The following is a 25,363-nucleotide window of genomic DNA, read 5'->3' as shown; positions in this document are numbered from 1 at the left end:
ACCGGTGCCCGAGATCGTCACGTGATCGTTGAAGTCGTCCGGCTCGATCCTCATGTCCGGCGAGATGCTCACCGTGCAGGACACGTACGTGTCGTCCTCGGGTCGGGGTGTTCGCAGGCCCCGTTCGGCGTGATCGTGTGGACGTCGTCCAGCTCGACGGTCGTGCCGGTCTTCGTGACGACAAGCGTGTTGGCGAAGCCGTCCAGACCGTTGAAGAGAAGGTTGCCGTCGATGCCGACGTTGACGGTGCCGCCGACCGCAGCATGTGCGGGTGCCGCGGCGACGAGCACCGCCGCCGCGGCGAGGATGGCGACGACACCGCCGCGTACGAGTGATCTCATTGGACGCTCCCTTACCGGCTGTGACGTGGCCGCGACGGTAGACCGGGCTGCTGGGGCGTGCCGTCCTCTGTCGCCAACCGGACGGACGGTCGGCGCGGCGCGGCCGACGTGACGGCCCCAGCAAATCCAGCCCGCTGCTGAAGATCGTTCCCAGTGCCGGAAGTGTCGGTGTCGACGGCTACGCTCGCTGACCTCGGCAAGAGGGAGGCTCGGCGATGACGGAACCGGTAGTTGGTGCGCTCGACCTTGGCGGGCGGCGACTGGTCTACCGCGACTTCGGTGGACCGGGACGTTGGCTGCTGGCACTGCACGGGCATTTCGCCGAGGGCCGCGCATTCGCGCCGCTGGCGGCAGCGCTGTCACCGCGGTGGCGGGTGATTGCGCCGGACCAGCGCGGCCACGGCGATTCCGACATCGCCGGCGACTACAGCCGCGCCGGCTACGTGGCCGATGCGCTGACGCTGCTTGACTACCTCGGCGTGCGGGAAGCGGTCGCTCTCGGGCACTCTCTCGGCGGGGTCAACGCCTACCAACTCGCCGCTGCTCATCCCGACCGGGTCGCCGCGCTGATCGTCGAAGATATCGGAGCGAGCGTCGATGTCGACACTGCGTTCGCGGCTGCTCTCGTCCGCACCGCACCGACTCGCGAAGCTCTGTACAGCGCGCTGGGCGGCTCCGCCCGGTACCTGACCGACGCCTTCCGCGATCGCGGCGACCACTGGGGCCTGGCCTTCGACCCCAACGACATGATCGTTTCCCAACGCGCGCTCAACGGCGATCACTGGAACGACTGGCTCGCATCGAACTGCCCAGCCCTGCTGATCCACGGGGCCCGCAGCAACGAACTGGCTGCCGAACACGCCGCCGTGATGGCCGCCAAGCGCCCCAACACAGAGCTGGTCACTCTCGATACCGGACACGTCGTCCACGCCGACGCACCGGACGCGTTCGCAGCCACCGTCCGCCGCTTCCTCGACAAGCTGCCGAGCTGATACCCCGACGAAGCGGTCAAGGGCGACCGAGTACGAGGATCACCGTAAGCCGGATGGCACGGGGTGGGTGACGATGGCGGACCCGGAGGGCAACCTGTTCTGCGTCGAGCGCAGCGCCGCGGAGCGTGCATAGCAGGACGGACAGTCTGCTCTGAAACCTGTCTCAAAGTCCGGCCCATTCGACCTTGTGGCAAGATCGCCGGATGCTGCGACTCACCGATTTCATCATCGACTGCCCGGACACGATGAAGCTGGCAACCTTCTACTCTGAGGTGACGGGTCGCCCAGTCAAGGCGGGCAGCCACGAGGACTGGGCCGGTATCCAGTTTGGCGAGATTGAGCTGGCCTTCATCCGGGTGGAGGACTACCGCGCCCCGCAGTGGCCCGACAGCGAGCACCCCAAGCAGTTCCACCTCGACTTCGAAGTCGACGACATCGAGGCAGAACAGAGCCGCGTCCTAGCCCTCGGCGCGACCCTGCAACGGGACTCCATCGGCCCCAACGGCTACGGCTTCCGCGTCTACACCGACCCCATCGGCCACCCCTTCTGCTTCTGCCACAACAAGGGTGTCACCTGGACCGACCAAGGCCCCATCTGGCCCAAGAGCGACTAATCCCACGACTTGCCTAATCTTCGATGGCAAAGCGACACCGGCACCTTGCCAGTGAAGATGAGACACCCCAGCTCAAAAGCCTGGCGCTGCCTCACCTTCACTGGCAACGGACAGTGAGGATGAGCGCCACATCTTGACCATGACTGCGGCGACGACGAGTTTTGCACCGGTCGCTCGGTTACTCTGCGTACACCTCGAACGCGAGGGCGAACGACGCGTCGATGCGCGCACTCCTGGCCGATGGCAAGCGCGGGGGTGGTGTGTACCGTGCACCAGTGCCCCATGATCGAACGCCTTCGACTGGACCATGCCGCTGCCGTGCTCGTGTTTGAGCGGGAGAACCGCGCCTATTTCGCGGCGTTGTGCCATTTTCATGTAGTGGTCGGCGACGACGGCGAGGTGTTGGGCCGGTTGAACCTGGTCGATGTGGCCGGTAGCTCAAGCTGTCGCCGCCCGCGCGGGAGTCGGCAAGCACACGATCTACCGTCGCTGGCCGTCGAAGGGCGCGTTGTTCCTCGACGCCCTGCTCCCGACGGAGGGGCGGGTGCTCGAGATCGTGGATACGCACGGTGCTCGCCAGGGTGCCGATCTGCCGGGACATGAACTCCACCGCCGCGAGCTCGGTGAAGTAGGCGGGCCAAAGGACAACCGTCCACCCGTTGGCTGGCGGATAGATGAGCACGTCGTCGTCGGTCGCCGGTCCGGCGCACTCGATCGGCTCGGCGGCCCACGAGTGCGCGGCGAAGAACCCGAGCGCTGTGTCCCGCACCGCATCGGTGTCCTGCGTATGGAAGGCGGACGCCGTTACGAACTCACCCATACACAGGGACACTAGCGTCCCATGCGAACGCACTCCTTTGCGCCGACCAAGCGCACCGGTTTCTGCCCGCGGTCGATGCGACGTTCTGTCTTGCGGGGGTGTCGTCGTGGTCAGGGCGGTGGCTGCGGCTGAAGGTCGGCGTCCGGATCCCACCAGTGGGAGTCAGGGCCGTAGTAGATGGCGCCGGCCCAGTAGTCCGCTGCTTCGTGATAGGCGATGTCCAGGCCGACGATCCAGATGCGTGGGACACGGCCCGGCGGGGCGGCTTGTGACCATTGCCGGTTGACGCGTGCCACCGCCTCGCTGCGGGAGATACCGTAACCGCGCACCATCGTGTCAACGATCTGCTCGCAGAAGGCCAGAGCCTCGTTGTCACCGGCACAGGGGAATGGGCCGTGCGAGCGGAGCACCGATTCGTGCACAAGATACTCCTGCTGGGGAACCTCCCCGACGTCCATTGCGGAGGCGTGCGGACCCGAATCCGGTCCTCCACCTCCTCTTCGCGGAGGCGATACTCCGCCAGGAGGCGATCGAGGTACTCCCTCGGTCCAACCGCCACGTAGGTGTCGTCACGCTCTCCTGCCGCAGCCATCCCCACATCATGCCGTCCGCCGCCACGAGGACGGCAAACCAAGAGTCCCGCGATCCGCTAGCCGCGATCAGCGTCGACCTGGGTACGTTGGGACGGTTGCAGCTTGCGAAACATGTTGGTGAAGCCGGAGGTGATCACGGTGCACCCGATCTGATGGCAGCCCCAGCCCGGGGCGCCACGGAGCCGGAAGGCGACCGTATGAGCAGAACCGACAAGACCCGGCCCTGGTGGGTGCGGATGGCGGACGCGCCGATGGTCACGTGCATTCCCATGCACGATCACCGCTTCGGGCCGTGCAGTCTGCCGAACGAGGTCACTGCTGAGAACGCGTGCCTAGGTTTCCACCCAGATCGATGCCACTGGAGCACCTCCTACGACCGCATCGGTCGCATCGAAGGCGCCAAAGAGTGGTACCACGTTCGACGCGCAGATCGCCGCCGCAGCCGCCACCAGGCACGCCGCGAACTGCGCGCCTACCAGCGCGATGAGTGACCAGACAGACAAGACGCGGGAACAGCACGGCCGTCAACTGGACAGCTGGAGCATCTTTTCCAGCCCGCCGCGGAGCCGGCAGACGACTCAGCTCGGCCAGTTCCTCGTAAGTCGGCACGCCCCGAATGATAAAGCCGATCCCCGACAGCCCTGCTCCCGAGCACAGGTCGGTACAGCAGCTGGCTGCTCTCGTCGATGTTCACTCTTCTGCCGCGATCCGGTATCTACGAATAAACCGACGCATAGCATTGGACCCATCCATCGTCACGTTCTCCCGCGCAGAGCGCCGCGCTGCCCGGAGCAAGCGAAAGAATGACGAGGCCTAGAAACATCACTGCGGCAGTCGCGACCGCGCGACGCCGCTTGGGCGAACTCTTCAACGACATGCCCAGGACGGTACAGGCGCTGTGCGGGCGGGTCATGAGTAGTCCAGGTACCTAGCCGCGTCGGGGCGGGCGCGTGAGGAGAAGCGTTCGCTATCCAGCGTCTCCCGCGGGTCGCTGCCGGGCATGGCGTACCCGACCTGCGCCGCGTACAGCGCCGACGGCGTGGAATCTGATGTCCACGCAGGAACGCCATGACCGCTGCCGCCGATACCGAGCGCGACTCGATGACCGCGAGCCCGTAGCGGCCGCCACATCCGTGCCGACCTGACCGAGCGGAGGTCCGGTCGCGGGGGGCGATGGTCCCATTGGGTCAGCCGAGCCACCGGTCGAACCAGGCGCGGGTGCGGCGGAGCACGTCGAGTTGGTGGTTGCGTTCACGGATCGAGTGGTTCTCCCGGGGATATACGACGTACTCGTGCTCGACTGCGAACCTGCGGAGCGCGCGGTGGAAGAACTCCGCCTGTGATACCGGAACGTTCGTGTCGTTCTCGCCGTGCAGGATCAGCACCGGCGTGCGGACCTTGGCGGCGTACGAGATCGGGCTGAGCCGGTCGTGGCGGTGCGGACCCGTTCCTTCCCAGCCGCTGCTGCCGCCGAGGGCGGACTCGAACGGCCCCTCCTGCCCGGTCGCGGCGAGCATTCCCCAGTCGCTGATTCCGGCTCCCATCACGGCGGCCTTGAACCGGTCGGTCTGCCCGACCGCCCAGGCGGCCATGAAACCTCCGTGGCTCCAGCCGCCGATGCCCAGCCGGTCGGGGTCGGCGACGCCATCGGCGATGAGCAGGTCGATGCCGGCGCAGATGTCGGTCCACTCGTCGAGGCCGACCGCACCTGCGACGCGTACCGCGAAGTCGTGGCCGTGCCCTTTGCCGCCACGCGGGTTCGGCAGGAACACGGCGTAGCCCGCGGTCGCCAGCCACTGGCCGGACGGGTGCCAGCCGAGCATGAGCCGGTCGGCGTGCCGGTCGTACGGGCCGCCGTGGACCAGTGTCACCAATGGAAAGGGCCCGTCCTTGCGGCACCGGCCGGCGGGCAGGATCAGCAGGCCGTCCAGCGTCAGCCCGTCGGATGCCGCGTATGACAAGCGTTCCTGGACACCCCACCGGATGTCGCGCAGTTCGGGCCTGAGGTCGGTCAGCCTCGTCAGCGGCCCGCTCGTGGGGCCGGCGTGGACGTTTCCGGGCTCGTAGGACGTGCTGACCACCGCCGCGACGGCGTCACCGTGCCGGTTCGTGGTCAACCATGTCGCGAGGCCGTCGACTCGGGAGACCTCGACGAGGTTGGGCCCGACCGGATCGAGCCGGTGGATCGCGGTATCGAGCCCGTCGGCGACCAGCGCCAGCGGCGGACCGGTGTCGACCTGCACCAGGTTGCTCGGGCAGCTGGTCGTGCCGGCGGTCAGGTTACGGTGCTGGCCCACCGGCCCGCTCACCGGTACGGCGACATCGAGAACCGCGTGTCCGCCCACCAGAGCTGGCGGGGTCTTCGCGACATATGCCAGGTGCCAGCCGTCGTCGGCGGACCACCAGACGAGCGACGACGCGTCGGCCGCGGCCGGGCCGAGGTCCCGCGTCACGCCGCTGTCCGGGTTGAGCAGGTGCAGACCGGGCTCGACCAGGCCCGGGTCCACGTCGGGGGTCGACCAGGTCAGGACCGCCAGCGTTCCACCGTCGGGCCGCTGTACGACGTCGACGACATGGCGATCGCCGAACGCATCCGGTGTCCGGACCTCCCGGCTCCTCACGTCGAGCAGCCGCAGCCGGTCCGGGCGTACGCGTTCGCCCCACACCCGAGCGTCGTCGCGCTCCCGGTCCCGACGTTCATCCTCTGCGGACGGTTCATCGGCTGCGATCACGACGACCAGGTCGGGATCGGCCAACGGGAGGTGACCTGACACCCCACCGGCCCAGGACGTGACCGCCTCCACGACACCGTCGAGCAGCCCGACCCGATGCACCTGCGCCGTGCCACGCTCAGCCCGGTCGGACAGAAAGTAGACCAGCAGCGAATCCGCGGCCCACCGCGGCGCCGAATCGTGCGCCTCACCCGAGGTCAATCGGCGCGGCGACCCGGTCCCGTCGGTGGCGGCGACCCAGAGTTCGCTGACCGCGTGATCACCAGCCCGCCCGACCGGGGCGACCACGTAGGCGACCCGCTTGCCGTCCGGCGACAGCGCCAGCGCGTGCGGAACACGACCGTCAACCACCAACTCGGCGGTGAGCTGTGTACGGGTCACCGAGGCACGGTATCGATCAACCACCACGGCGACCAACCGCTGTACGACGACGCGGATCTCGTGGCCTACGTCGCCGAACACTCCTCCGCGGTGGCGCTCGCGTTGGATGACGCGTCGGACGAAGTCGCCGCGGTCGCGGCGCTCCGGCGTGCGGCACGCGAAATCAGCCGGATACCGCATCCACTTGAGCCCGATTCACCGCTGCCAAACTGGTGCACGGTCCTGCACGAGGATGGCGTGCCGGTATTCCACCTGGACATGAAGGACCTTCCACCGGGCTTCCCCACCGGCTTCCCGGTACCCGACGGTGCCACGCTCGTGCTCGCGCAGTCCGCCCGAGACGGCGCCTGGGAACATGCCGCGTGGCGACGCACGAAACGGCCGTTCACCGAGTACGCCGACCGGCTGCGGGCTTTCGGCTGCGAGTTCGGCACCGTACCGGCCGCCGAATTCGCCGACTTCGTTCCCACGATGTGCATGGTCAGGTACTCGCTGCGGCGGGCCGGGCAAGTCGGCGGCGTCTCCTTCTACCACGATTGGTGCAAGCCGGCGCAGCAGCCGTCACGCTGGTTCGTCAGCGTCGTCTGGCAAACCCACCGCGATCCGGCCCGCGCCCCGGCGGAGCCGGCCGAATTCTGCATTCCACCCCAGCAGTTCACGGCTGGCGAGACGGTACTCGCGATGCGCGAGGCAGCACTCGCCATGTCCGAAGCGCTCGCCAGCCTTGCGCACTGCCAGCACGACCCAACATTCCCACTCTGGATGCATCGCCGGCTCGCGCCGCTCATCGAGGGCCTGAGCCCGGACCGGTTGGCCGCGGTCCGGCACGCCTGCCTCACGATGACCTCCAATTGGACGTACCACCGGATGGTACGGATGCGCCTTCCGCTGGCCCACGACGATGCCGGCTACCTGTACCCACCGGATGTCCGGCAGGCGATCGCGTCGCTCGACCCCGATCAGGTCATCGGCGTCGAAGCCCTACTGGTTCTGCGGACCGCCGCAACGGTGCTGGGTCCGTTGTTCCACAACCTGCACACGGCCGAACTGGTCGAGGGCGCCGGCCGCCTCGTCCGGACGGTCGAGGGCCTCAGAACCGACCAGTTGACCGAGCTACGCGAGGTCTGCCGGCATATCGTCGCGCGCCGGCACGCTCCGCCTGCGAGCCCTTGACGGGCCGGTCGTGCGGCGCGTAGCCGTCGCCGGTCGCGCTCACCAGGGCCAGTCCTCTTCCAGGTCCTCGGTCTCCTCACCGGGCCGCACCACGAACGCCGCGGCAGACTCGTCGAACACCAGTTGCGGGCCCGCGAGCGCTGCCAGGGCACACACGGCTTTTAGCAGGTTCACCGACGACCTCGAACCAGTTTGTGCCGTGACAGCCAGCCGCCCGGAACCGCAGCCAAGACCGCGGCGATCGACGGCCTTGGCAGGATTGGGGGCGTCTGCTCAGGCACGCCCCGGATGAAGTCGCAGGATCGTTTCCTCGCTCTCCGCGCTCCACCCCAAGCTTGTAGCATCGGCGACCATGGCTACGCGGCGGTTACGGCAGGCGGCGGCCGCCACCTTCGGGTGGATCGTCGTGTTCGACGCGCTGCACGTGTATTGGGAACTGGGCGGCCAGTTCGGCTTCGGCGACCAGGCCGACCCGCTGCCCTCGGCGGAGACTGCCGGGCAGCGGGTGTTCGCGGCCGTCGTGTTGGCACTGTTCGTGGTCGGCACGGTGCTGCCGCTGGCGTTCGTGCAGCGGTGGAGCCGGCGCATCCCTCGATGGATCTTGATCACCATGGCGTGGGTAGCCGCGGGCCTGCTGACCGTGCGCGCCGCGACCGCGTTCGTCGACGACGCGATGCGCACGGTGTTCGGGTCACCGACGGGCCTGACCGGGCTGACGTACGAGCAGTTGCTGGGCACGGCCACGCCCTCGGCGTACACGCTGTGGTCTGCCCGGGCGATCGACCTGTACTTCCTCGTCGGCGGCGTCGTCTACGGTGCGACCGCTTGGTACGCCCGTCGCCGCGCTGACGGGCAACCCGACTCGCCGCAACCTCCAAAGACCATCTGATCGACGAGGTCAAGCGGCGACGCGCTTGAGCTGTGCGCGCCGCGACGGCAGCGCCGCGAGTGCGAGGCCGAGCAGCGCGGTGGCGCAGCCGGTGACGAAAAACAGCGAGAATATCGGCTGGCCGAGCCACTCCCACAGCGGATGCGCCTGCGGATGTGGCTCGTCCAGGTGGTGCTGGAGCGCGAACGGCGCGGAGAACACGATCGGCCCCCACCACAGCAGCATCGTGACGCCGAACAGCACGTCGACCGCCCGTCGGGCCGGATGCGGCGCCTGTGTACGGCGGCTTGCCCAACCGAACAAAAGCCAGCCCGCGACCGTACCGAACAGCCCTGCGCCGACGCTTGCCGGCACGACGGCGGCCGGCGTCGTCCTACCCAGGCTGACGGCCAGGTACGTGCTGTCGCCGCCTCGCTGCGGATAGAGGTCCACCTCCAGAGCGGTGTCGCCGCGCTTGGCGAACAGCCTGGTGTCCTGCGGAATCGTGGTCGGGTCGCACGGCGGGCCCGCGCAGCCGTACATGTCGTTGTGCGTCGGCGGGTACACCGTCCAGCCGCCCTCCCGCAGCCGCTGCTGGGCCACGGCGGCCGTCTGCTCCAGCGGCACCGGCGGCGGTCCGTTGCGGGACGCCGTGGTCGCGGTCAGCGCGTACTCGTTGCCCTCGCCGAACAGCAGCAGGTCCACATCCTTCAGGCCCAGCGGCTCGCCGTAGATCCTGAACAGTCCCGAAGGGACGTAGATGCCGTCGACCTCGTGGCCGGGTAGCACGTCGGCCAGGATCTTCGCGGCCTCGGCCCGGTCGGGCATCGGTCGGGAGGTCTCCCACGCGAGCCGGGTGGCCAGGGACGCGGTGAACAGGCCGCAGACGACTGCGGCCAGTCCCGCCCAGGCCACGACCGTCCGGCTGGCCGGCCTGCCGAGCCGGGCACGCAGGCCGTGGCCGATCAGGTTGACAGCTTCCCGCGCGCTCGGTCGGGTGCGGGCGGGCGGAGCCGCCTCGAGCAGCGTGGCGACGAGCTCCTCGCCGCGCTCGCGGCGGTAGGCGCGGGGGTAGCACAGCAGCAGCAACCGATAGCGGCGCGCCAGCGGGTCGGATGTCACCGGCATTGTCTGCCTCTCGGACGTGGCCGGTCAGGCCGTGTGGGGTCGCAGTGTGCGCAGCCGCGCTTCGGCCGCGGTGGTGAGCCGGCGCATCCGGGCGGTCGCGGTCTCCAGAGCCGCAGCGCCGCCGGGGGTGAGCCGGTAGTAGCGGCGCAGCCGGCCCTCCACCGTCTCTTCGCGGTCGAGCTCGACGAGTCCCTCGGCGGCGAGCCGGTCCAGCGCGGTGTAGAGGGTGCCGGGCAGCAGCGACGTGCTGCCCTGGGACAGCTCCGCGACGTCCTGGATGATCGCGTAGCCGTACCGAGGGCCAGCGGCCAGGGCGGTCAGGATGAGGTACGTGGGTTCGCGCATCGATGGCACGCGACGACCATAGTTAAATGATCAATATATGTCAAGCTCGCCCTAGTCCGTCTGCCACAGAGGGCTTGAGCGCGCCGCGCCGGGGGCACGTGGCCCTCGGCGCGGCACTGTCGCAGTAGGTCAGCCGGTGCTGCCGTAGGCGCGGATGATGGTTTGGTCCACGCTGTTGCCGAGGCTGTCGGTGGCGTGCGTCCGGATCGAGACGTAGCCGGTGCCCGCTGGTGTGTCAGCGACCCAGCCGTCGTCGCGTGGGGTGAGGTTGGCCGGTTGCCATCGCGCGCCGTCGTCGTAGGAGACGTCGACGGTCAGTTCCTTGACGGTGGCCTCGCCGGGGCGCAGCCAGTCGACCCAGACGGGCAGGTCCGACCCGCGTTCGGCCTGGCCGAGGCGGACCGCCAGGAGCGGAAGCGGTGCGGTGTCCGGCGTGGTCGCCGAGCGGAAGGTCCAGGTGGCGTCGATGCGCGTCGAGAACGGTGCGGCGTCCCGGGTGGCGTGCGCTTCGAGGCGATACGTGGCCGCCGGGCCTGACACCGCGCTCGCGAGCTGGCCTGGCCGTTCGGACGACTCCGCGACCAGGGCGCCGTCGCGGTAGAGCGCGGTGCGGGTCGCGGTGACCGGCGATACGCCGCCGGCGTTGGGCTGGCCCGGTGCGAACAGGTAGAGATCGAAGCGCATGTTGTCGCCGGTGCGGGTCGCGTTCGGCGGCCGGTCGGCGGGCAGCGCCGGGCCGATGACCGGGGCGCCCCAGCGGGCCTCGCCGGCGCGGATCCGCCGCCACATCAGGAACTCCGCGGCGAGCGGGGTCCATTCCTCACCCTCGACCCGGAACCGTGAGTACGTCTGCCACCAGCGCACGTCCCCGGCGGTGAAGTATTCGGTACGCGCCGCGTTGGGCGCGGCCGCGATCGGGTAGTCGAAGGATGTGCCGCCCGGCGGTGCGTTCCCCGGCGCGCTACTGATGCCGAGCGTCGTCAGGCCGGCGTCGCCCGGTTGCAGGTCCCGTTGGGTGACCGCGACGAAGTCGCCGGCGCGCAGCCTGCGCTGGAAGCCGTCGAACATGCGCCCGTATGCACAGAACGCGACGTTGTACCGGTACCGGCTGTCGGCGAAGTCACCGGCCCCGCCCGGCTCGGCGAAGTGTGCGCTCACCACCGTGGCGAACCGCCGCCCCGGCGCCGCTGCCCCGACGTGGCCGATGGACAACCCGTCGAACGACTCGTTGGCGAGCAGTCCGCCGTCGATCGCGCCGTCATTCGCGTGGTACTGGACCAGGCCGAACATCATCCGGGCCGACCTGGCCGGCACGGTCAAGCCGATCGGTTTGGCCTTGCGGGCGTCCAACGTGACGGTGGCGTCGCTGCGTGTCAGGTCGACCCACGGCTGCACCAGCATGCTCTGCCCGCCGTCGGGCTCGGCGATCCACGAGGTGAACAGGTAGCGCCCGGCGGGTAGCCGGACGGACGTGGTCCCGCTGGCGTCGTACGGATGGACGTCGGCGAACGTGTCGTAGCCCTCGACGCCGACCTTGTACGCGCCGGTGGGTTCGCCGTCACGGCCGAGGTGCCGCAGCGTGATGGTGTGCGCCTCGGCCTCACGCTCGACGGCCAGCGGCGTGCTCACGGTGGCGCCGCCGCCGGTCGCGGTGACCCGGCCGGTGTACCAGCCATCGGCGGCACCGCTCAGCGAGGTGTCCACAATGAACGTGACGCTGGCGTCGCCACCACCCGGCACGGTCAGGCTGGCCGCGCTGAGGGTGAACATCCGGGCCGGCGCCGGCCTGCCATCGGGGCCGGACGCGTCGACGGCGACGGCGAGGGTGACCGGCTGCTCACCGGAGTTGTGATAGGTCACGGTGCGGGTCAGCTCGGGGTCATCGTCGTGCGGCCACAGTTGTCTGCCCAGGCCGAGGCTGACCGGTTCGGCGGTCACCGTGGCCTTGACCGCTTTGGCCACGTCGATGCGCCCGGTGCCCTGCGCGAACGGAGAAACCCCGGCGGTCGGCACGGCGGTGCCGGTCAGCGCCGCCTTCACCCGCGCCGCCGGCCAGTCCGGATGCGCGTTCACCAGCAGGCTCGCCGCCCCCGCGACGTGCGGGGTGGCCATCGATGTGCCGCTGAGTTTCGTGTACCGGTCACCGACCGGCGTGCCGATGACCCCGGTGGACGACCGCGCGGCCACGATGTCCACGCCCGGCGCGGTCACGTCGGGCTTGATCACGCCATCACCGGGCCGCGGCCCGCGACTGGAGAAGTCGGCCATCCGATCGGACCTGTCGACCGCGCCGACCGACAGCGCCGCGTCGGCCGTGCCGGGTGAACTGATCGGCCGGTTCGCACCGTGGTTGCCCGCGGCGACCACGAACAGCATGTCGTGTTCGGCGCTGAGCCGGTTCACCGCCTCCTCGACCGGGTCGACACCCGGGAAGTCGGGGTGCCCCAGGCTCAGGTTCACCACGCGGGCGCCCTGCTCGGCCGCCCACTGCATGCCGGCCAGGATGGCCGACTCCGGACACCCTCGCGGTTCACAAACCCGGCCATCAAGCAGCTTCGCACCCGGCGCCACTCCACGATGGACCGCCCCGGTGCCGGCGATCGTGGAGGCGACATGCGTACCGTGCCCGACCGGGTCGCCGACCACGATGCTGCCGGTGAAGTCCTGCACGGCCGTGACCTGTCCGGCCAGGTCGGGGTGGGTCGCGTCGATGCCCGTGTCCAGGACCGCGACGGTGACTCCATCGCCGGTATAGCCCGCCTGCCACAACTCGGGCGCGCCGATCTGCGGCACGCTGACATCCAGGCTCAACGAACGTCGACCGTCCAACCAGAGCTTCGTGACGTTGCCGCGCAACGCCTTGCCCGCGGCCAACTGCCGCCAAAAATCGGACGCGGTACGCTTCGGCGCGCGCAACGCCGCGGCATGGGCACCCGGAATCGTCCGGACACGCCGGCTGCCCGACGGTGCCGCCAGCGCGCCACCCGAGCCGTCGTACTGTGCGATGAGCGGCAACTCGTCGGTATGCGCGTCGTCATACCCCGCGTCACGCAATGCGGTGACGTCGAACAGCCGCCGGTCCACCCGGCCACTGCCGACGAGCCCCAACGCGTCGGCGGGCACGACCATCAGGTGCCCCTGCTCCGTACTCGTGGCGAACGACATCCGCTTCCGGCCCGCACCGGGCCGCACACTGACCTCGCCGTGCTCACCGAGCACCACCCGGTCCCCGGTCACCAACGTCACCACCGACGCCCGCGCGGTCGGAACCATTTCCTCCGCGCCCGCCGGTGGCGACACCCCGGTCAGCACGACAACCAAGGCCGCGACGGCCATCAACGGCACCAACAGCCGAAGTACCCGCACCACTACTCTCCGTTCGACGCAGGAATGCCTACGCAGATACCTGTGTCGAAGCGGCGGCAACGATTACAGCGCAACCCTCTCCACAGTAGACAAAGACGGCCGGAGGCCGGAGCAGCGTGCACTGCTCCAGCCTCCGGCGGGCAATCCCGTCGCTTTTACGGGAAGAGGGTGAGGCCGGGGTGAGGGCCAGTGCCTTCGTCTCGGCGATGGACAGCGGCAGGTGCCGATCCGCGCCCTCGGCGAGGAGGCTCGCGTGTACCGAGATGACGGTGTGGTCCGGTAGGTAGACGTCGACCCGGTGCGCGATCTGCTCGCGGGTGCCGTCGAACACCTCGATGACCGTGCCGTCTGGCCGGGCTTCGTGGGAGCAGCCGTCTTTGCATTCCTCGGCGGTGGGCATGGGCTGTGTCTGGGTCGTCCGCAGCATCACCTTCACCTTGCCGGCGCCCGCCGTCGTCGTCACCCGGGTCACGCTCTCGTACTGGGCGTTGTAGTCGTTGAGCACGAACCCCTGCGCGGTCATCCCCGGCACGATCTTGCTGAACGCCGGACGCAGGACCGCGGTCAGCCGGGCGGTCGCGTCCGCGCACGACTCGGTCAGCCGCGGATCACGCGTGTACTGCGGCAGCCCGTGCCGTTCCCGATCGCCACCCGAGACCCGCGGGCAATCGGCCGCGACCGGGGCGAGCTCGCCGGTCGCCGGGCCGGCATCCGTCTTATCCACGCGGGCCGCGGTTGGTGATACCAGAAAAGCGACAGCGACCGCCGCGGACAGCGCGGCGCCGCCACCGGCCCAGCGCAACCGGCGGGTACGGCGCTGCTCGACGGTGATGAGCCGGTCGACGTCGATGCCGCTCGGCGGTGGGCTGTCCACAGCCGCGTAGAGTTCATCGGTCAGATTACGCATCGTCACGCCTCCTGGGTAAGGGACTGCGAGCCGACCATCCGTGCCCGCAACGCCTCCAGCGCCCGGGCGGTCTGGCTCTTCACGGTTCCGGGCGAGCAGCCGAGGGCGGCGGCGGTCTCCTCGACCGACAGGTCGCAGTAGTACCGCAGCACGAGAACCGCGCGCCGGCGCGGCGGCACCTCGGCCAACAGAGCGAGGATCGCCAGCCGTTCGGGAGCACCCTCGATCCCGTCGCCCCGCGCCACCACGTGGTCCGGCATCACGCTGGTGCTGTGCTCGCGCCGCCAGGGCCGGCGGCGCTCGTCCAACCACACCCGCAACAGCACGCGCCGCGCATAGGCATCCCGGTTGTCCATCACAGACACCCGGCGCCACTGCCGGTACAGCTTCACCAGGGTGGTCGACACCAGGTCATCGGCGGTGTGCCAGTCGCCGCACAGCAGGTACGCGGTACGCCGCAGCCCATCCATCCGGGCTGTCACGAAATCGCGGTAGGACTCCACGTCCATAGCCACCGTGGCCACCTCCTCATCTCCGCCATGAAACGGAACCAGACCCCCCGGAGGGTTGCCCGCACGGAGAAGTCCGCATTGGCACGGCCTCGGTCGACGTCCAGAATCTGCGTCCCTACCGGGACACCTTCCGCTCACACCGCCACCCCGAGTGGAGGCGGAGTTGTACGTGAACCTGCGCGGCTTCGACTGCTCGCCCGCAAAAGCCTGATCAGGCGCTGTTCGGTTCGAGCGTCCTGGCCGGCGCGTCGGTCAGCCGGCGAGCTGGTCGCGGCGGCGGGTGAGGTAGGCCCGCTCCGCGGGGTTGCCAGGCCGACCGCGTCCCGCAGCATGACCGTTCGAGTTGTCGCTCGGCCGTCGGCGGGGACCGCCGGTCCGCCCGGCCGAGCTGACGAGCATCCCGCGGCCAGGGCCGATGATCTCGGCCATCCATCTTCATGCTCGACACGTACGGTGACGGGTTGAAGGACCTCGATGGCGTTCGGGCAGATCAGCCCGGCAGTATCTCGAAGAGTTCCTTTGTGGTGTCGTAGTACCTGGTCGTTCGGCCAAGATGAGTCATGCCGAGTCGCCGGCAGACGGCCTGTGAGGCGTCGTTGCCTGTGTTCGTCACGGCGATGATCCTCGTGAGGCCCTGAGCGAACGCGTCGTCCAGTACGGCCCTCGCGGCTTCCGTGGCATAGCCGTTTCCCCACGCGTCCGGGTGCAGGTGCCAGCCGATCTCGACCTCGGGCGGCGTGCCCGGCGACTGCCCGGCCGATACGGGAACCGGTACGAGCGCAAAGTTGCCGACCAATTGACCGTCCCGGGTCGAGATGGCCCAGATCCCGTATACCTGATGATCGACGCCGCGTCGGTGTCTGATCGAGGCCAGTGCCTGCTCGCGCGTGCTGAGCGTCGTCGGGTTTGGGCCCAGGAAGCGTACGACCTCCCAGCGCGATTCCATGTCGAGGAGGAAGTCGGCGTCGTCCTCATGCCACGGGCGCAGCAGGAGACGGTCGCTCGTGATGATGCGCATACGACCGAACCTAGCCAGGTTTCATCTCCCCGCCAGGCATCCGCTTCCGAGATCGGTTCTTGGTTCGCCGTCCTTGCCCCCGGTAACATGAGACAAGATGTCCGATTGTTCCCATATGACCCCGAGGGGAAATCGGAAACAGAGGGGTTGCCTCGACGCACGACGGCATGGACCCGTATCGACCTCGGCGCGATGGGGATGTCGCACGGCTACAGTGGCGCCGGCAGCGACGACGCCGAATCCAATCGTATTTCTTACCGTTGAGCGGGCGTTGTATCGATCATTGGAGCTCCGCCTTGGCCCGTTCGCGATCGAAGCGCCGCCGGGATTCGGCTACAGCATCGCGGTGCGCGGCGGCCCAGTCGGCCGCACGAGTCGCTATGCGGGCTCGACGCCCTGCCGGATGCCCGATGGGACGCCGTGCTGCTCTGCGTGTCGTCGGTTGTCTTGCGGCACGGATGGCTCCCGGACCTGGCCAAACGGGTCGGCGGTGCCACCATCGTGTCCATCGGGCAGGATCCCGGCGACCTCGCCCTTTTGCAGGGTGTCTGGCCCGGTACGCAGATCGTGCAGGCAACCCCCGGGCTGCTTGCCTATCACGCGCCGATGTCGAATCGCGACCGAGCCCGGTCCGGGATCGCCTACTGGCTGCCCCCTGGCCCCAGCCTGCAGCTCGCGGGTGAGGCCGAACGCGTCAAGCCCTTGATCACTACGCTGTCCAGCGGAACCTTCTCTGTCACTGATGCGGCCGCCGGAAACGGTGAGATGCGGGCCGCCACAACCCAACCGTATTTAGCCATGCTGGGCACGCTCGACTGGTCAATTTCCACACTGCGCCAGCAGCTCGCCCTGCCAGCACTGGCGGCACGCGAGGCCACCACGGTGATTGCGGCGATGTACGGTATGGCGCCGCCGGGACGGCTCAGCACTTCCGCGCCGCTGGCGCGTGTCGCGCTGCGAGTGCTTCCCCTGCTCACTCCCTTCGACCTGCCCGGGTATCTGTATCTTCATTTCGGCAAGCTGTCGGAACAGACCGATCAGATGATCGACGGCTGGATCGCCGAGGGCCGCGCCCGCTCGCTCCCCGTCACCGGGCTCGAAGCCCTGCGTGCCCGGACCCGAGCGAGTAACGCCGGAAGCAGCAGGCCCTAGACCTCCGCCGGTCAAAAAACCGCCGCAACCGCATGCAATACCGCGACGCCCTTGTCGACGGCCACCTCGCCGCCACCGGCCTATCCCCACCCTGACCCCGAAAGGGGTCAGGCCGGGGAACCCATGGGCTGGTGGCGATGGTGCCGGTGGTGCCCAGGTCGACACCGCCTGCTGGGCTGAGCACCTGTACGGGCTGCCCCGCGGCCGGTGCCATCGCTAGGTGGGTGCCCGTGGTCGCCGGTACGTTGGCGTCGGTGACGGTGTTTCGCCACACCACGACCGCCGACGCGCGGGCGCCGGGGGCCAGCGTCACCGGCTGCGGCGGCCCGTCGAAGCCCGTGATCCGTGAGATCCGGGCCGTTCCTTGGACGACGGCGACGTCGAGGTGCCTGCGGTCGGCGTCGAGTACCTGGAGCGTTGGGTAGCCGTTGGCGGTGTAGGGCTGGCTGCCGCAGTTGACCATCTCGACCCGCATCGCTCGCAGCCCCATGGCTACGTCCACCTGCCCGGCCGTGAGTGTGACACCGGGCGACGGGCACGCCGGACTGGCGGTGGCGGTCGGGCCGGGCGGTGTCGGGTTCGGTTTGGGCCCCTCGTCGGTACAGCCCGCGAGCAGGACGAGCGCGGTGGATACCGCGACGATGCCGGCAACACGTGTCACGTAGATGATCCTTTCAGGGCGGGCATCGCGGACCTGCTGGACGCGCGATGCCCGCCGTCCGGGGGAGCACTACCCGAAGGCGTACGGCGTCAGGTATTGCGGTAGCAGGATTTGGGTGCGCGGCGCGAAGTCGCGCACGGCGGCGAGGAATTTGTCCAGCCGCGCCTGGTCGTTTGTCGTGACCGAGGGTGGGTTTGTCAGCGCCGTCTCGAAGTTGTCCCAGTGCACCGGCACCACGGTGGCGGGCCGGTCGAGCGCGGCCAGCAGGCGTGGCACGTACTCGTGGGTGGCGTCGGTGTTCGGCACCGCGATCATGGCGACGTCCGGGGCCAGGCCGGCGAGGTCGCGCTCAACGAAGTCACTGGCGCCCATGAAGAACACCGACGGTCCGCCACGCGGGGTCACCTGGAAGGCGAGTGTGTCGCCTTCCGGCAGGTCGGCGATCGTCGCCGGCCTGGGCGGGGCCGCGGGGCGGACACCGGGAAAGGCCAACGAGTACGAACCGTTGCGGCTGTGCAGCGAGGCCACCACTTCGACGGTGTAGTCACCGAAATCGAGCACCTCGCCGCCCTTGACCGGGCTGAGCTGAGAGGTGGGCAGGGCGTAGGCCAGCCCGAGGTGGTACGCGGTGAGGGTGCCGAAGACCCGGGCGCCCGACTGCTTCGCGATGTGCGGTACGTCGTTGTAATGGTCCCAGTGGGTGTGGGTGACGAGAATCGTCTGCGGGTTGCCGGGGTGGTCGGCGATCCGCGTGGCGTCGACGGTCAGCGAGGTCGCCGGGTTGAACGCTCCGCTGAACAACCCGGTGTTGAAGCGGGTCAGGTACGGATCCACCAGGATGGTCTTGGCGCCGATGTCGATGCGCCAGCCGGCGGTGCCCAGCCAGCGGAAGGTGGCGGCGGGTTCGCCCGGCTCGCGGTGCCGCGCCGCGGCCGGGGCGGCGGACACCGGGGAGGGGATCGTGGCGGCTGCGGCCACCGAGGCCACGGCCGCGCCGGCGGCGGTACCCAGGAAGCGGCGGCGGCCGAGTCGTGAATCGGTCATGGCGCGAAAGCCAAGCACCGCCCGGTGCGCCGCGTCCAAGACGATCCGGGCCCGGCTGCCATATCCGGGCGGGTATCGGTCCTGCTCAGCGAGGGTCCGTGCGGGCGCCGGCTGCGGTATTACTCACGTCGCGCGCAGCGCCTCGACCGCGGCCCGGGCCGCCGCACCCATCGCGAGGTCGACGTCGATCCGGCGGGTGTTCAACCGCTGGGTCCGCGCGAACACCGCCATCGCGTACCGCCCCCCGTCCGGGTACTCCGCCACGCCGGCCTCGATGTGCAGCCCCGGCAGGGTGCCGGTCTTGGCCGCCACCCGCACCTCCGGCGGGAAGCCGGACGGCAGCCGGGTCCAGAACATCTGCCGCGCCATCAGGTCCCGGACCATCGCGCAGGCGGCCGGCGGTCCGGCCTGGTCCCGCCAGATCAGGGTCAGCAACCGGGTGATCTCCCGCGCGGTACTGGAGGTGGTGTGATCGGGATCGAAGACGCGCAGGCTTCGTATCCGCTGCTCGGGCAGGGCGGCGAAGGCCCGGGCGAACTCGGCGGCGTCCCGGGCACCCACGTCGGCGAACATCGACTCCAGCACCTGCCGCGGCCCGCCGATCACCCGGGTATGGGTGAGCCCCAACTCCGCCGCGAGCAGCGGCACGACGTCCGGGCCTATCCGGCGCATCAGCAGGTCAGCGGCGGTGTTGTCGCTGACCGACATGGCGAAGTACGCCAGGTCGCGCAGCGACAGCTCCACGTCGTCGGCGCACCCGGCCGTACCCCACCCGCCCAGCCGGTCGCCAGCGCGCACCGTGACCCGTTCGGTGGCGTCGACCTGCCCGGCCGCGACCTGGCGGGCGAACTCCAGCACCAGCAGGATCTTGAACACCGACGCGATCACGACCTGCTCGTCCGCGCGCGCCCCGACCTCGCGGCCGCTGTCGACATCGACCGCGTGCACGCACGCGTCGACACCCACCTTGTCGAAGATCTCCGCCGCCAGCACGCCGCCACGGTAGCCGACGCGGGTCGCGTACCGTCGGGATGTGGATCTCTTCCGGCACCTGCGCTACTTCGTGGTGGTGGCGGAAGAGCTGCACTTCGGCCGCGCCGCCGAGGTGCTCGGCATCGCACAGCCCCCGCTGAGCCAGTCGATCCAGCGGCTGGAGCGCGAGCTGGGCGTCGAACTGTTCGACCGCTCCCGGCGGCAGGTCGAACTCAGCCCGGCCGGCCGGCTGCTGGTCGACGAGGCGCGCGGGCTCCTCGCCGGCGAGGACCGGATGCGGGCGGTCATGCGGATGGCCCGCGAAGGCACGTTGGGTACGCTGCGCGCCGGCGTACCACCGGAGACGCCCGCCGTCACGCTCCACGCCCTGCTGCGGCGTCTCGCCGATCAGCTACCCGGGCTCGACATCGACCTGCAGGAGCTGACCACCGGCGAACAGTTGCGGATGCTCACCGACGCCCGGCTCGACGTTGGCCTGGTCCACCACCCGGTCGACGCCCCCGACCTGCGGTTCGGTCCGGCCGTCCGGATCCGGCTCGGGGTGGTCCTGCCGCGCGCGTCGCCGCTGGCCCGGCGAACCGAGCTGGCGTTGGCCGACCTCGTCGGTCACGATCTTGTCCTGGCGCCGCGCGCCACCGCGCCGGGCTGGCACGACCACGTCCTCGACGTGTGCCGCCAACATGCCTTCGGGCCGGCGCGGATCCGCCACGCCCGCAACCCCGAGTTCCTGTTAGGACTCCTGCTCGCGGGAAACGGCGTCGCGTTCGAACCGGAAAGTACCGCCCGCCGCGAGCCGCGCGTGGTCTGGCGCCCCATCGCCGGTGACCCGCTGCACCGGACCACGTCCGCCGCCTGGCCGGCGCAGTCACCGCATCCCGCGGCGGAGCGGTTCGCGGACCTCGCCGCGGCGACGCTGCAAGACGCGGCCCCGGAGCCGATGGCCGTCCCACGGGCCGACGCGGCGCGCCCGTGGAGCATCGTGTTCGCTCCACACACGACCGGCACCGGCCGGTGAGCCTCCGCGTGGTCGGGTCCGTGCGTAGCGATCGGCGCCTGTTCGCGCGGGCCGGGCCCTACAGTTCGGTGGCGGTGTCGAGGGCCGCAACGTCCGGTCCGGTCGAGCCGCCATACGTGGTGATCTTGTGCTCGGTCGCCGCCAGGGAGAGGGTCAGCTCACGAATCCGGCGACGGATGATGTCGCGATGTTCAAGCAGCATATCGAGCCGCTCGGGCACCGTGTCCTGCCCGGCGTCCACGAGCGAGATGTAGTGCTGTAGGTCGCGCATCGGCATCCCGGACAGCCGCATCCTGGTGAGGAACACCAGGCGCCGCACCGCTTCGGCGTCGTAGACGGCCAGGTCGGTGAGGCGGTGGATCACCTCGACCGACAGCGGGCCGTCATCCCCCACCGCTTCCAGCGCCCTGGTCATCAGATCGTCGGTGGCCGTGACAGCACCCTAGATCGGCCGGACCGACGCCGGGACGCCGTCGAAGTCGGCGCTGCGGGCAGTCTCGGCCCACCGCTCGACCTCGTCCAGACCACGCCGGTACACGCCCGAGATACGCTCGACCGCTTCGCGCCCGAGCGGCAGGCGCAGCGGCACCTCGTCGCTGTGTGCCAGGGACACGATGATCTCGGCCGCCCGCGCTGGGTCACCTTCCTGGCGGCCGTCGGTCCCGGCCATGTCCGCGCGGACGGCGGCGAGCAGGTCACGGTAGGTTTCGGACGCCTCAGTGAACTCGAGCACGTCGGCGGTGTTGAAGTCGGTCCGGAACCGGCTCGGTTCGACGATCATCACGCGGATCCCGAACGGTGCGACCTCCCCGGCCAGGGCCTCGGACCAGCCTTCGAGGGCGAACTTCGACGCGGAGTAGGCCGACACGCCGGGGAACGACATCCGCCCGCCCTGGCTGCTCATCTGCACGATCATCCCGGCGCCCCGGGTGCGCATCGCGGGCAGCGCCGCCCGCACGAGCGCGGCCGGGCCGAACAGGTGCAGATCCATCAGCTCGCGCAGCTGCGCGTCGCTGACCTCCTCGACCGCTCCGACCACGGCCCGGCCCGCGTTGTTGACGAGAACGTCGAGCTGACCGAAGCGGTCGAGGGTGGCCCGCACGAGCGACGCCGCCGCAGCGATGTCTCGGGCGTCGAAGTTCGCGATCAGAAAGTTGTCGGGGTATTTGGCCGCCAGGTCGGCCACGCTGTCCGGCCGGCGTACCGCCGCCACCACATGGTCGCCCGCGGCGAGCGCCGACTCCGCCAGTGCTCGCCCGAAACCGCGGGACGCGCCGGTGATGATCCAGGTCTGTGTCGTCATGGCGGCAACGCTATGGCTTTGAGCGCGCGCGAACGCAAAGGATCACCAAGCCTCACCACGCTCTGATCTGAGACAGCCGACCCGGTAGCCCAGTCACCCGCCGGTGGCTGGGCTACGGTCGGTCCACTCGTCGGGCAGATCCTCCGGCAGCAGGGTGGTCAGCTCCTCCTCGATGCCCGTACCCGACCGGGCCACCCGGTTCGCGTGCTCGGCCACCATCGTCTCGAAGGTGCGGCGGGCCGCACGGCCGTTGCCGAAGCGCTCGTCCCGCTCCATCTGCGCGTAGTAGGCCAGCAGGTCGCTACGCGTCCGCTCGGCCAGCGTGTAGTCGTGCTGGCCCGCCAGCAACTCGGTGATGCGCACCAACTCGTCCGCACTGTAGTCGGGAAACTCGATGGTGCGACCGAACCGCGACTCCAGACCCGGGTTGCTGGCGATGAACCGCGCCATCTCCCCGGTGTAGCCGGCGACGATGACCACCACCTGCTCGCGGTGGTCCTCCATCAGCTTCACCAGCGTGTCGATGGCCTCCCGCCCGAAGTCCCGGCCACTGTCCTCGGGGACAGCGCGTACGCCTCGTCGATAAACAACACGCCGCCGCGCGCGCTGTCGAAGGCGCGCTTCGTCTTCACCGCGGTATGACCGACGTACTCGGCGACCAGGTCGACCCGGGCCGCCTCCACCAGATGCCCCCTGTCGAGCAGGCCAAGGGCGGCCAGGATCCGCCCGTACAGCCGGGCAACGGTGGTCTTGCCAGTACCAGGGTTACCGGTAAAGACCAGGTGCCGGCTCAGCGGCGGCGTCTTCAGACCGGCCGCCACACGACGCTGCCCGACCGTGATGATGTCGATGAGGGTACGCACCTCGGCCTTGACCTCGGCCAACCCGATCAACGCGGCCAACTCGGCGAGCAACTCCTCGACAGTGGCGGCCGCCGGGCCCGCCATTTCGGGCGGGACAGGCGCACCGGGCTGGATACCGACCGTGTCGTCCTTGCCGTTGGCGTACGACGCGCAGGCGGTGATCTTCGCCTCGGTGCGAAGCTGGAAGCCCTCTGCCCCGTTGTCGTGAGCGACGCATCCGGTCAGCGTGACGTCGCCCCCGCCGACGTAGAAGCCCTCGACTCGCCCGCCGCTGACCTCGACCTGGTCGAGCACGGCCCGGCCACCGCCGAGCCAGACACCCGCCTCGCCCGCACCGACGACCCGGCACCGGGTGAACCGCCCCTCGCCACCCCGCACCGAGATACCCGATCGAAACGCACCGTCGAGCACGACGTCGTCCGCCACGAGAGTGCCGTGCGTCTCGACTTCCAGCGTCGCGCCTTTGCCATGTATCTGGCTGTCGGTGATGGTCACGCACGCCCGATCCTTCACATGGACCGCGTCGTACAGGCTGTTCTCGATCCGGGTCCGCACGACCGTGACGGCCGTGTCCCGATCGGTCGCATTGATGGCCGTGTCCGCCCCCGTGATCCGGCAGTCCGTCAGCGCCGCCTGCCCCCGGTCGGAGACATACACCCCGGTGCTGAGATCCATCTCGAGCACGCACCGGGTCAACTCAACGCGCGAGCCGCGGTCGCCGACCCATACCCCGCCGGTTGCCGAGCAGTCACGGACCACCGGCGCCGCACCCTCCATCACCCAGATCGCTCTCGGCGACGCGACGGTGACCACGCAGGACTCCAACAACGGCGCGACGCCGGCGCCTTCGATCACGACAGCGGAATCCACAAAGGAATCCCCACTGCTCAGCTCGCCAACGATCGTGAGGCCGCGTACCGTAGCGCTCGCCCGCAGGGTCAGTGGAGTGACGTCGTGCGCGAGCGTCACCGTGCCACCGTCCGGGACCGGTCGCACCTCGACCGCCTTACGCAGCACGATCCGCTCCGTATACCTACCCCCGACGATCTCGACGGCGTCACCATCGCGGGCGTCCCGGACCGCCTTGCCGATGCTTGGGTACCCCCGGGACCCACCCGCAGCACCCGAGGGCCAGCCACTTCTTCACTACCACGAGGCGACGTCACGAGCGGGCAGTGTAGCGCCGACGATCAACCCGCCCACACCACGCGTACGGTGAAGAGCGTCGCGCTCTCGTTGGCGATCTCGCCCTGCCCTGAACCGGCCCACACCCGGCCCTGACTCCGGCACGCACACCACGTCGGGGATCTATGGAGATTTTGAGGTTAGGCTCAGGTTCAAATCGAGTTCTGAGCTACCGCGACGTCCGTCGTGGTCCGGGCCGTCGCTCCCGCGGCCTCACCCTGCGCGATCCACAATCGACAGAGCGCGCGGTGCCGGTGGGCTCGCGGCGGCATACGACGTGAGGTGCGGTCCAGAAGCGCTTTGCTCTGCTTCCGTGCGGGAAACACTTGAGCGACCGCGATGCGGACGCCGGACCGCCCGGCCACCGTCACCTTCCAACAGATCGACGACGACTAGGGCGTGTCTCCTGGATCATGGGTTGCGTCGGTCGGGCTTGGCGCGTAGCCAGATGAAGATGTCGGCGATCTGGACGGTGGCGCGGTAGCGGCACGCGAGCTTGTCGTATCTGGTGGCCACAGCGCGGAACTGCTTGCGGCGGTTCATCAGGCGTTCGATGGTGTTGCGGTCCCGATAGCGGGTCGGTCGGAAGGTGGGTGGACGGCCGCCTCGGCTACCTTTGCGAGTCCGGTTGGCTTTCTGATCGTCCTTCTCCGGGATGTCGTGCGGGATGCGCCGGGCGCGTAGCGCAGCCCGGTTGGCCTTGGACGAGTACGCCTTGTCCGCGGCCAACGAGTCCAGCCGCTTACGCGGCCGGCCGACCCCATCTGGACGGGCCACCGCGACCGAGTCCAGCAGGCGTACCAGTTGGCGGGTGTCGGAATCCTGGCCCGGGGTCAGGTGACTGGCCAGGTTCCGGCCTCGGCCTTCCCCAATCGTATGGATCTTCGTCGTCCACCCGCCCCTGGACTTGCCGAGTCCCTCCCGTCGCGCTGCGTCACCGCTGCTCAGCCCCCTTTACGGGCCCCAGCGGCATGCTGGTGAGCACGCACGATGGTCGAATCGGCGTTACCGTGCCACTGCAACTGGCCGGCAGCGTCCGCGTCGGCCTGCAACGCCGCCTCGATCCGGGCCCAGGTCCCGTCCTCCTGCCAACGGGTGAACCGCTTGTACAGCGTCTTCCACGGCCCGTACCGGGACGGTACGTCCCGCCACGGCACACCGGTACGGACCCGGAACAAGATCCCGTTGATCACCTGCCGGTGACCCCGCCACCGCCCACCACGCTGCGGCTTCATCACCGGCAGCAGCGACGCGATCTGAACGTACTCCACCTCTGTCAGCTCAAAACGTCCACTCACGACGGACATCTCTACCGAATCCTCACTCCAAGATCCAGGAGACACGCCCTAGCGATCTT

Annotated in this window: 26 protein-coding genes and 2 pseudogenes; 10 read left to right on the top strand and 18 right to left on the bottom strand. The window is 69.4% G+C overall.

Annotated elements, in window-relative coordinates; translation table 11 throughout:
• Nucleotides 1-68 precede the first annotated feature (68 nt).
• The gene (locus Prum_RS43730) at nt 69-341 is read right to left on the bottom strand and encodes a hypothetical protein (protein ID WP_173084918.1); all 273 of its coding nucleotides are present in this window, start codon (nt 339-341) and stop codon (nt 69-71) included.
• Between the two features lie 215 nt (nt 342-556).
• On the opposite strand from Prum_RS43730, the gene Prum_RS43725 reads away from it, so the two are divergent.
• From Prum_RS43725 to Prum_RS43710, 5 genes and pseudogenes are all read left to right on the top strand, one after another.
• Complete coding sequence (locus Prum_RS43725; protein ID WP_173084916.1) at nt 557-1,333, top strand: alpha/beta fold hydrolase; 777 nt, start codon at nt 557-559, stop codon at nt 1,331-1,333.
• A gap of 37 nt (nt 1,334-1,370) precedes the next feature.
• Nucleotides 1,371-1,466 (top strand): annotated as a pseudogene (locus Prum_RS50315) (VOC family protein); the annotation flags it as partial.
• Nucleotides 1,467-1,536: 70 nt separating this feature from the next.
• Nucleotides 1,537-1,947 carry a VOC family protein gene (locus Prum_RS43720; protein WP_173084914.1) on the top strand — a complete coding sequence of 137 codons (411 nt, stop codon included), beginning with the start codon at nt 1,537-1,539 and terminating at the stop codon, nt 1,945-1,947.
• Between the two features lie 439 nt (nt 1,948-2,386).
• Nucleotides 2,387-2,480: pseudogene (locus tag Prum_RS43715) on the top strand (TetR family transcriptional regulator); the annotation flags it as partial.
• Nucleotides 2,481-2,491: 11 nt separating this feature from the next.
• Nucleotides 2,492-2,782, top strand: a complete 291-nt coding sequence (locus tag Prum_RS43710; protein WP_173084842.1) for a hypothetical protein — start codon at nt 2,492-2,494, stop codon at nt 2,780-2,782.
• A 95-nt stretch (nt 2,783-2,877) separates the two neighbouring features.
• Here the strand turns inward: Prum_RS43710 and Prum_RS43705 are convergent, their stop codons facing one another.
• Entirely contained in the window at nt 2,878-3,225 is a 348-nt protein-coding gene (locus tag Prum_RS43705) for a hypothetical protein (protein ID WP_173084912.1), read from the bottom strand.
• A 332-nt stretch (nt 3,226-3,557) separates the two neighbouring features.
• Here Prum_RS43705 and Prum_RS43700 point away from each other — a divergent pair, with 332 nt between their 5' ends.
• Nucleotides 3,558-3,851 carry a hypothetical protein gene (locus tag Prum_RS43700; RefSeq protein ID WP_173084910.1) on the top strand — a complete coding sequence of 98 codons (294 nt, stop codon included), beginning with the start codon at nt 3,558-3,560 and terminating at the stop codon, nt 3,849-3,851.
• Nucleotides 3,852-4,547: 696 nt separating this feature from the next.
• Here the strand turns inward: Prum_RS43700 and Prum_RS43695 are convergent.
• The gene (locus Prum_RS43695; protein ID WP_246278734.1) at nt 4,548-6,473 is read right to left on the bottom strand and encodes an alpha/beta hydrolase family protein; all 1,926 of its coding nucleotides are present in this window, start codon (nt 6,471-6,473) and stop codon (nt 4,548-4,550) included.
• Between Prum_RS43695 and Prum_RS43690 the strand changes: the two genes are divergently transcribed.
• On the top strand, nt 6,420-7,646 hold the full coding sequence (locus tag Prum_RS43690) for a hypothetical protein (protein ID WP_246278733.1): 1,227 nt from the start codon (nt 6,420-6,422) through the stop codon (nt 7,644-7,646). The two genes, Prum_RS43695 and Prum_RS43690, sit on opposite strands and share 54 nt — an antisense overlap.
• A gap of 39 nt (nt 7,647-7,685) precedes the next feature.
• Here Prum_RS43690 and Prum_RS54220 read toward each other — a convergent pair whose 3' ends face one another.
• Nucleotides 7,686-7,820, bottom strand: coding sequence for a hypothetical protein (locus Prum_RS54220; protein ID WP_281369155.1), 135 nt, complete (start codon nt 7,818-7,820; stop codon nt 7,686-7,688).
• Nucleotides 7,821-7,998: 178 nt separating this feature from the next.
• Here Prum_RS54220 and Prum_RS43685 point away from each other — a divergent pair, with 178 nt between their 5' ends.
• Entirely contained in the window at nt 7,999-8,535 is a 537-nt protein-coding gene (locus tag Prum_RS43685; protein WP_173084904.1) for a DUF3995 domain-containing protein, read from the top strand.
• Between the two features lie 9 nt (nt 8,536-8,544).
• On the opposite strand, the gene Prum_RS43680 is transcribed toward Prum_RS43685, so the two are convergent.
• From Prum_RS43680 to Prum_RS43655, 6 genes are all read right to left on the bottom strand, one after another.
• Nucleotides 8,545-9,642 (bottom strand): hypothetical protein, encoded by a 1,098-nt coding sequence (locus tag Prum_RS43680; RefSeq protein WP_173084903.1) that lies wholly within the window; start codon nt 9,640-9,642, stop codon nt 8,545-8,547.
• Between the two features lie 24 nt (nt 9,643-9,666).
• Nucleotides 9,667-9,987 carry a PadR family transcriptional regulator gene (locus Prum_RS43675; RefSeq protein WP_173086431.1) on the bottom strand — a complete coding sequence of 107 codons (321 nt, stop codon included), beginning with the start codon at nt 9,985-9,987 and terminating at the stop codon, nt 9,667-9,669.
• Nucleotides 9,988-10,116: 129 nt separating this feature from the next.
• The gene (locus Prum_RS43670) at nt 10,117-13,353 is read right to left on the bottom strand and encodes a S8 family serine peptidase (RefSeq protein WP_173084901.1); all 3,237 of its coding nucleotides are present in this window, start codon (nt 13,351-13,353) and stop codon (nt 10,117-10,119) included.
• A 28-nt stretch (nt 13,354-13,381) separates the two neighbouring features.
• Nucleotides 13,382-14,266, bottom strand: coding sequence for a hypothetical protein (locus Prum_RS43665; RefSeq protein WP_173084899.1), 885 nt, complete (start codon nt 14,264-14,266; stop codon nt 13,382-13,384).
• Nucleotides 14,263-14,769: a SigE family RNA polymerase sigma factor gene (locus Prum_RS43660; RefSeq protein WP_173083403.1), complete on the bottom strand. Its 507-nt coding sequence runs from the start codon at nt 14,767-14,769 to the stop codon at nt 14,263-14,265. The genes Prum_RS43665 and Prum_RS43660 overlap by 4 nt, the downstream gene beginning before the upstream one ends.
• Before the next feature lie 493 nt (nt 14,770-15,262).
• Entirely contained in the window at nt 15,263-15,790 is a 528-nt protein-coding gene (locus tag Prum_RS43655) for a GNAT family N-acetyltransferase (protein WP_173084897.1), read from the bottom strand.
• A 420-nt stretch (nt 15,791-16,210) separates the two neighbouring features.
• Between Prum_RS43655 and Prum_RS43650 the strand changes: the two genes are divergently transcribed.
• Nucleotides 16,211-16,942 (top strand): hypothetical protein, encoded by a 732-nt coding sequence (locus Prum_RS43650; RefSeq protein WP_173084895.1) that lies wholly within the window; start codon nt 16,211-16,213, stop codon nt 16,940-16,942.
• Here the strand turns inward: Prum_RS43650 and Prum_RS43645 are convergent.
• The 3 genes from Prum_RS43645 to Prum_RS43635 form a co-directional block, all read right to left on the bottom strand.
• The gene (locus tag Prum_RS43645; protein WP_173084893.1) at nt 16,878-17,603 is read right to left on the bottom strand and encodes a DUF4232 domain-containing protein; all 726 of its coding nucleotides are present in this window, start codon (nt 17,601-17,603) and stop codon (nt 16,878-16,880) included. The genes Prum_RS43650 and Prum_RS43645 overlap by 65 nt on opposite strands.
• Before the next feature lie 69 nt (nt 17,604-17,672).
• On the bottom strand, nt 17,673-18,647 hold the full coding sequence (locus tag Prum_RS43640) for an MBL fold metallo-hydrolase (RefSeq protein ID WP_173084891.1): 975 nt from the start codon (nt 18,645-18,647) through the stop codon (nt 17,673-17,675).
• A 123-nt stretch (nt 18,648-18,770) separates the two neighbouring features.
• Nucleotides 18,771-19,640, bottom strand: coding sequence for a serine hydrolase (locus tag Prum_RS43635; protein WP_173084889.1), 870 nt, complete (start codon nt 19,638-19,640; stop codon nt 18,771-18,773).
• Nucleotides 19,641-19,680: 40 nt separating this feature from the next.
• Here Prum_RS43635 and Prum_RS43630 point away from each other — a divergent pair, with 40 nt between their 5' ends.
• Nucleotides 19,681-20,655, top strand: coding sequence for a LysR family transcriptional regulator (locus Prum_RS43630; protein WP_173084887.1), 975 nt, complete (start codon nt 19,681-19,683; stop codon nt 20,653-20,655).
• Nucleotides 20,656-20,713: 58 nt separating this feature from the next.
• Here the strand turns inward: Prum_RS43630 and Prum_RS43625 are convergent, their stop codons facing one another.
• The 5 genes from Prum_RS43625 to Prum_RS43605 form a co-directional block, all read right to left on the bottom strand.
• Nucleotides 20,714-21,070 carry a MerR family DNA-binding protein gene (locus Prum_RS43625; RefSeq protein WP_173084885.1) on the bottom strand — a complete coding sequence of 119 codons (357 nt, stop codon included), beginning with the start codon at nt 21,068-21,070 and terminating at the stop codon, nt 20,714-20,716.
• Nucleotides 21,071-21,097: 27 nt separating this feature from the next.
• Nucleotides 21,098-21,958 carry an SDR family NAD(P)-dependent oxidoreductase gene (locus Prum_RS43620; RefSeq protein WP_173084883.1) on the bottom strand — a complete coding sequence of 287 codons (861 nt, stop codon included), beginning with the start codon at nt 21,956-21,958 and terminating at the stop codon, nt 21,098-21,100.
• A gap of 93 nt (nt 21,959-22,051) precedes the next feature.
• Nucleotides 22,052-22,462 (bottom strand): hypothetical protein, encoded by a 411-nt coding sequence (locus tag Prum_RS43615; RefSeq protein ID WP_246278832.1) that lies wholly within the window; start codon nt 22,460-22,462, stop codon nt 22,052-22,054.
• A gap of 5 nt (nt 22,463-22,467) precedes the next feature.
• Complete coding sequence (locus Prum_RS43610) at nt 22,468-23,838, bottom strand: right-handed parallel beta-helix repeat-containing protein (RefSeq protein ID WP_173084879.1); 1,371 nt, start codon at nt 23,836-23,838, stop codon at nt 22,468-22,470.
• Nucleotides 23,839-24,417: 579 nt separating this feature from the next.
• Nucleotides 24,418-25,313 (bottom strand): IS5 family transposase gene (locus Prum_RS43605; RefSeq protein ID WP_371871426.1). Its coding sequence is split into 2 segments (ribosomal slippage): nt 24,418-24,957 and nt 24,960-25,313, totalling 894 coding nucleotides; the frame shifts between segments, so codons are not numbered across the junction.
• Nucleotides 25,314-25,363: the final 50 nt, after the last annotated feature.

The sequence above is a fragment of the Phytohabitans rumicis genome, from assembly GCF_011764445.1.
Lineage (GTDB): Bacteria > Actinomycetota > Actinomycetes > Mycobacteriales > Micromonosporaceae > Phytohabitans > Phytohabitans rumicis.
The sequence above is the reverse complement of the archived record's forward strand: the minus strand, read 5'-3'. Positions and strand labels throughout refer to the sequence as shown.